The following is a 6,137-nucleotide window of genomic DNA, read 5'->3' on the forward strand; positions in this document are numbered from 1 at the left end:
ACCCTCCTTACATTGCCCACGGTTTCAACCATGCGGGCAGCGTCATGATTTCCTGTGGATTGTATTCCGTGGTTTGCCGTGCGGTCGATCGGATATTGTCCTTCGTGATGTTCTGCGTCACAGCGATCATTCCGCTCAGCATCTCCTTGAACTGTTTTTCCTTACGCTGAATGTTCTCGACGACCGCGCCTTCTGTGTCCGCCGTGATGATTCGCACATCGACGGGATGCTCCTGCCCAAACCGTCAACAACGGCGCACGGACTGATAATACTGCTCGAAGCTATCCGATAGTCCAACAAATGCCATCTTATGGCAACGCTGAAAGTTGAGTCCCATGCCGAAAATAAGCGGCTTACTGATGAGGACGCGAATCCTCCCTGCGGCAAAATCCACCGCCGCCCGCTCTTTTACATCTGGCTGATCGCTCCCGCTGATCTCAACTGCGTCTGGGATGAGTGCTTTCAGCGCATCGGCTTCACTGTTGAGGTTGCACCATACGAGCCATTGATCAGTGTCCGCGTTCACAAGTGCGGCGCATTCCCGCGCCCGATCCTGTACACTGTCACGCCGTGCCTGTTGGCGTTCTTGCAAGGTCAGCGCCTCAATCGCAAAAAGGGCTTCGGGTTGCCTCTCTGTGTGAACGGTATGTTGTGATATGCGTAGCGGCGGGAGGTTGTAACGCCCGCCATCATATCCGAGGTCGGCAGGATTCGTGAGCATGACGCTCCAACTTGCCACCCACTTCCAAAAGTCCTGTACTGCATGGCGTTTCAGTCGCCATTTGCTCGTATTTCCGCCATCGTGAACAAAGAATGTGGCAAGCATCTCGTTCGAGGACATAACCCCCAAGAACTCGCTGTGATTACACAGTTCCATGAGGTCGTTTGGCGCGGGCGTCGCCGTGCACGCGAGGCGGTATGGAATCTGTTGACAGCACTCGATGAGCTGTGTACGGATTTTCCCCGCCTGTGCCTTGAGGATGGACGATTCATCCAGTACCACGCCATGAAATTTCGAGAAGTCGACGCGATCCATGCGTTCATAGTTCGTGATATTGACCCCGCCATCTATGACATCTTCATGTGATCGGCAATGATGGACGGCGATCCCGAACTTCCCCCCCTCGGATATGGTCTGCTTGCTCACGGCGAGCGGCGCAAGGATGAGGACTGTGCCGCCGATGTGGCGTGCCCATTCGAGCTGCATAAGTGTTTTCCCGAGTCCCGTTCCTGCAAATATCGCCGCTTTCCCCTTTTTCAGTGCCCAGAGCACGATGTCGCGCTGAAAATCAAACAGTTTATCGCTGATGGTGATATTCTCAACGTCTATGCCCGCGCTCGGCACGATAATTTCTTTCCGGCGCAAAAACTCCTCGTATTTATCCATGTTCTTTCTCCTTAAACGTCAAACATCAACCTCATTCAGCCGTAGGCCGAACAACGTAATTTGCCTGTCATCCTCTTGCGGGCGATGGTCGGCGCCAATCCACCACCGCATGACATCCGCGCCTGTCTCCCACTCCGTCGGCATCCCGTCAGCACGCCGCCTGTCGAGCATCCTCTGAAACGCTCGCTCATACGCCTTGGCGATTTTTGGCCAGCGTGTGGCGTCGCGTATCATGCCTTTTGAGCCCTGATACGGACAGAGGACGCACCCCAGTCGCCTAAACCCCTCGTCATAGAGCGCACAATACGGCACATCATAGGTGCGGACGTACTCCCACACATCCGCATCCGACCAGTCAATGATCGGGTGCAGGTATCGTTTTGCCTTGTGCCGATTGCACGTCTCGACGAGCTTGCGCTTGGCACGCTTGGCAGATTCCGCGTGCCGGATGCCTGTCACTACGAACCGCCCCATGCCGCCGCCCTCTTTGAGCGCTTGGCAGCAGTAACGCACAGTTCGTGTCGGTGGCATCCGCTTTTCGGGGATGAGCTGCCACATCGTCTTTGACGGCTTGCTGCGCCCTCCCAAGCCTCTGGATAAAACTCGCGGATAAAGTTGACCAACTCAGGCGGGTCAACCGTCGTCACGTTGTAATGCGCGTCGTACTTGACGCCTGCACGACGGCAGAGATCGAGCACGACACAGCTGTCCTTGCCGCCGCTAAACGCCACATAGTAGCCCTCTTGTGGCTCATGCAGGCGCAGACGCGCCATAATGCGCCACCTTATCAATCTCACCGTATAGCCCGATCTCCTTGAGCATGTCCTGTCACCTCTACGATTCGCCGTATCACATAGTCCGCGCACGGCTGCGCCATGCCGTTGCCGAGTGCCTTGTAACGCGCCGTATCACTGCCGCCCGCTGTATAGTCGTCGGGTAAGCCCTGCAAGCGTTCGCACTCCGTCGGTGTGAGGCGGCGAACGATGGAATGCGACAGCGCCAGATTCTCACTGCCGCCGCCAAGGTTTCCGCCCGCTGCCCTGAGTGTAGCGACTTGCCCCTTTTCGTACTCACTGAACGACTTCGCCCCGTAGATCTCAGCGACCGCATGACGGTCAACCGTATTCAGCGTATAGGCGGCTTCTTCCAACACGCCTTTCCCGTTGCCGCCGTTCTCGATCTTGCGGTCTATCGTGTTGCCCGCGATGCAGTAGCTATGCACCACAGGCACTTGATTCCCGCCCGTCCCCATGCGTGCATTGAGCGTCGGGGCGATGCCGCCTTTGACGGAGCGCATGACCTCATCGGCGTGCGTCATGTCGTAGATTGCGACGTGCTGCTCCTTGCCTGCTATCAATGTCGGTGCAGTTTCTTCGCCATATCCGATGCTTCCGGCAGACGCTGGAGCCTTACCGATAAAGCCTGCCGCCATTACGCCAAGGCGATTGCTCGCTGTCATCGGCGGCACAGCTTCCACAAGTGCAGGCGCATTGTTCGCTATGCTTGCTTGTGTATCAAATCCTACAGTTACAATCTGAGGATCACGATCCGCACATGGAATTTCGTCCATTCGTGCGGTCAATGTTCTTGCACATTTAGGTATATACGTGCCTGTCGTTCGAGCGCAATCCTCAATTCCTCGGGCAGTTCCTTGCCGCGCGCTTTCGCTCTCCGCAAGATGCCCAGACACGCCCTCGCACTCAAATAATATTTCTCCGGCACATCTTCCATCGGCTGCAAAATCTGCGACAAGAAAGATTCGACGGCGACGTTGGGGCACTCCCCAATATTTAGCGTCGAGGATGCGCCATGCGATTTCACACTGAGGCAGTTCTGCCAAACCCGCGTTCTTTCCCGATGTTTTAGAACGGCTTTCGAGTTCATGATCTGTACTGTGCGAAATCCTTTATCTGTGCTTCCAATCGCCGCCCGTGCTGTCGGGTCGGCTTTCGTGCATGGAATATATTCAGCCATCTTGACTCCTCCTCATCCCCAGTACCCCCGCTTGCGATTCTTTTCGTTGACTTTCTCCTGCAATTTGCCACGCGCCACTTCATCGTAGCCAAATGCGTCAAGCCACGACGTACAAACTGTAATGACGTCAGTCAATTCCTCGCCTAGTTTATCAGCCAACATATTCTCAGCATCAAGCCAGTCGTTATCATCATCCAATTCTACTCGTTTAACAGCAAAATGTATCGCTTCTGACACTTCTTCCATGAGTTTGGTAATCCAATCCGCCGTGGAAATCATCTTAAATTTTCTACACGGCTGCGGACGCATCATGTTGACGATGGTTCCGTCCTGTTCCCCAGCACGCTTTTTCTCGCAATCTGCCAATACTTGTTTCAGTCGCTCGTTTTCTTCTTTCAGTGCCGCGTTCTCTTTTTTCAAGGCTCCATTCGTTAGCGGTTTTTCAGCCTCTAACATCAATGCATCTATTTTCGTAGCCTGCTGCCATATCTCCAACACTGTATTTTTGCACGCCTGTTCGAGCGTCGCACACATTTTTTTATGACGTTCAATCTCTGATTTCACTCTGCAGATATATTCTCTATCTTCATCACGTAACTCAGCCATCGCTCTTTCTCCTCTCCATCTCCCGCACCAGCATCGCGCGAAAATCTTCCTGCTCTTTTCGTGCAAGACTGTACCTCTCTGCAATATGCGCGACGGATGCACAATACACGTCGATGTCCGTCACCAGATGTTCGAGCACCTCTGTCCGAAATTCTTTGAGATGTGGCTTCATCGCCTTTTGCACATTATCCAATCCGCTGCCTCGCTGCTTGAGCGCGTAGCGGAAGGCGTAGACCAGCGAGAGCCGCCCTTCTTGCGTCAGCTCGATGCCGTGCTTCTGGCGCTGTAACTTCCGTGCCGCCTCACGTCCTCGGGCAACTAACTGCTTCTCTGCCATGCGTTCTCTCTGCCGCCGCTCGAATCGGCGGCTTCTTTGTCCCCCGTGTCTCATGCTTCCGCTCCTTTCGTCATGCACTCCCTCTGTGAATCCTTAAGATAATTCTCTCGCAACGCTTGAAACATCGCAATCGCGGCAAGATACTCACGGCGGTATCTCATGCCATCTTCATTGTCCTCGGGATAAGTCTCGTTAATTCGTGCGATAAAATCTGCAAGTGACCCACCCGCATATTCTTCCCAACATCCGCACTGGACAATATCTTCATCCACGCGATAAATCGTATAGTCATTACGACTACCGATAGGTCCAACTTGTACGATTTTTTGGCTCATTTTTGCTCCATACATGTTTGCCTCACGCAAGCCTGTCTTACGCAAATCTGCCTCGCGCAGGTCTGCATTGCGTAGGTCTGCTCCATATATGTTTGCCCCTCGCAGGTCTGCATTGCGTAGGTCTGCCCGTCGCAGGTCTGCCTCACGTAGGTCCGCCTCACGTAGGTCCGCCTCACGCAGATCGGCATCACTCAAATCCGCCTTACGCAGGTCTGCCCCGCGCAGGCATACTCCGCGCAAGTCTGCATCACGCAAGTCTGCCTGCTCACCACCCATGTCCTCAAGCCATGCTTTATGATCTTCTAAAATTTTATTCAGCGTTGTCTCATCCATGCTCTGTCACTCCTTTCGCCATGCGCTTCTTTGCCATGTACTGCCCGTAGCTCATGCCTGCCTCATGTGCCGTCTTTGTCAGTTCGCCAAGATGCGCCGCCGATTCTTTGCGCCGCGCTTCTTCTGCTTCCTTCGCTGACAACTCCTCTTTCGTCTTTGACATTTCTTTCTCGGGTTTCGTCTTATGCTCCTTGCATTGCCGCTTGTTATACGCCGCCTTTGCCGCTTCACGGCACTCTTCCGAGCAATATTTGCGCGCTACAGACGCCGTCATAAATACCTTGCCACATACGGCGCACACCTCCTCGATGGGCTTTGATTTTCGCTCATCATGTGCTTCCGTCTCATCCGTCAGCATCGCCATCTCTTCTGCTGTGAGGGCGACCTGCGGCGCCTTTTCGGCTGCGCATTCCATCGGCATCCGCACGCCTGTTGCTGTCGCGAACGCCATCATGCAGCGCATACTCGCATTGACCAGATGTGGCTCAGAGCAGTCGCCCGTCAAGTGCATCGACAGGTGCCGAATCGCACGCGACACATGTTCTTCGCTCGGTATTTCGCGCCACGTTTCACCCGGATGTTTCTTTGCGCCTGCCGTCAGCCCCATAGCGATTTCATCGAGCCAAGCGAAATGGATATACCGATATTCGTTTGGCTCTTCGTCTTGCGGATATTTCACATTCTCTGCCATGCACATCCCCCTCTCATTCGCCCCAGTTTTGCTTCTGTGGACTTTTCATACCCTTTCCCATATCAAGTGTGCCCTGTGAAAAGTCGTCGCTCTATGCGCTCCTCAGGGCGTTTTCAAAATAAACGCTCCTGCATGGTGCTTTCCTTCGCCGATGCTATCGCTTTCCTCTCCGTTTGCCGCGCGGCACAGGTCGCCCAATGGGGCGTGTAGCCCAGTCCCGTAACATCCTTCGTCGCGCCCTGCAACGCGCAGGACAGCACTTTGCCTTCAGGCGTCACGATGCAGGCTGCGCCTCCCGGAATTACCCAATACAGCACGGGCTTCGGTTCTACGGGCATCGCTTTCCCTGCCGTGGTCTTAATCCAACGAATTTCTTTGCCACATTCCCTGCATTTCGCCATGCTGCACCTCTTCGATCGCCTGCATCGTGACCTCAATCCTCGGGCGTTCCGCGTACCACTTGCCCAATTCGCC

11 protein-coding genes are annotated in these 6,137 nt (G+C 54.4%); all 11 read right to left on the minus strand.

Annotation, left to right across the window (positions count from 1 at the left end; all coding sequences use genetic code 11):
• Window positions 1-7 precede the first annotated feature (7 nt).
• Window positions 8-217, minus strand: a complete 210-nt coding sequence (locus tag ACO5Z0_RS08040; RefSeq protein WP_485649864.1) for a hypothetical protein — start codon at window positions 215-217, stop codon at window positions 8-10.
• A gap of 27 nt (window positions 218-244) precedes the next feature.
• The gene (locus ACO5Z0_RS08045; RefSeq protein WP_485649865.1) at window positions 245-1,387 is read right to left on the minus strand and encodes a DEAD/DEAH box helicase; all 1,143 of its coding nucleotides are present in this window, start codon (window positions 1,385-1,387) and stop codon (window positions 245-247) included.
• A gap of 18 nt (window positions 1,388-1,405) precedes the next feature.
• A complete protein-coding gene (locus ACO5Z0_RS08050; protein ID WP_485649866.1) occupies window positions 1,406-1,861 on the minus strand; it encodes a phosphoadenosine phosphosulfate reductase family protein in 456 nt (151 codons plus the stop codon).
• Window positions 1,846-2,184, minus strand: coding sequence for a hypothetical protein (locus ACO5Z0_RS08055; RefSeq protein ID WP_485649867.1), 339 nt, complete (start codon window positions 2,182-2,184; stop codon window positions 1,846-1,848). The genes ACO5Z0_RS08050 and ACO5Z0_RS08055 overlap by 16 nt, the downstream gene beginning before the upstream one ends.
• Complete coding sequence (locus tag ACO5Z0_RS08060; RefSeq protein WP_485649868.1) at window positions 2,181-2,957, minus strand: DNA cytosine methyltransferase; 777 nt, start codon at window positions 2,955-2,957, stop codon at window positions 2,181-2,183. The genes ACO5Z0_RS08055 and ACO5Z0_RS08060 overlap by 4 nt, the downstream gene beginning before the upstream one ends.
• A gap of 8 nt (window positions 2,958-2,965) precedes the next feature.
• The gene (locus ACO5Z0_RS08065; protein ID WP_485649869.1) at window positions 2,966-3,361 is read right to left on the minus strand and encodes a hypothetical protein; all 396 of its coding nucleotides are present in this window, start codon (window positions 3,359-3,361) and stop codon (window positions 2,966-2,968) included.
• A gap of 12 nt (window positions 3,362-3,373) precedes the next feature.
• Entirely contained in the window at window positions 3,374-3,967 is a 594-nt protein-coding gene (locus ACO5Z0_RS08070) for a hypothetical protein (protein ID WP_485649870.1), read from the minus strand.
• Complete coding sequence (locus tag ACO5Z0_RS08075) at window positions 3,960-4,304, minus strand: hypothetical protein (RefSeq protein WP_485649871.1); 345 nt, start codon at window positions 4,302-4,304, stop codon at window positions 3,960-3,962. Before ACO5Z0_RS08075 ends, ACO5Z0_RS08070 begins: the two co-directional genes overlap by 8 nt.
• 50 nt (window positions 4,305-4,354) lie before the next feature.
• Window positions 4,355-4,972, minus strand: coding sequence for a pentapeptide repeat-containing protein (locus ACO5Z0_RS08080; RefSeq protein WP_485649872.1), 618 nt, complete (start codon window positions 4,970-4,972; stop codon window positions 4,355-4,357).
• A complete protein-coding gene (locus ACO5Z0_RS08085) occupies window positions 4,965-5,663 on the minus strand; it encodes a dATP/dGTP diphosphohydrolase domain-containing protein (protein WP_485649873.1) in 699 nt (232 codons plus the stop codon). Before ACO5Z0_RS08085 ends, ACO5Z0_RS08080 begins: the two co-directional genes overlap by 8 nt.
• A 113-nt stretch (window positions 5,664-5,776) precedes the next feature.
• Window positions 5,777-6,001, minus strand: coding sequence for a hypothetical protein (locus ACO5Z0_RS08090; protein ID WP_485649874.1), 225 nt, complete (start codon window positions 5,999-6,001; stop codon window positions 5,777-5,779).
• Window positions 6,002-6,137 lie beyond the last annotated feature (136 nt).

The sequence above is a fragment of the Selenomonas sp. genome (genome assembly GCF_057272215.1).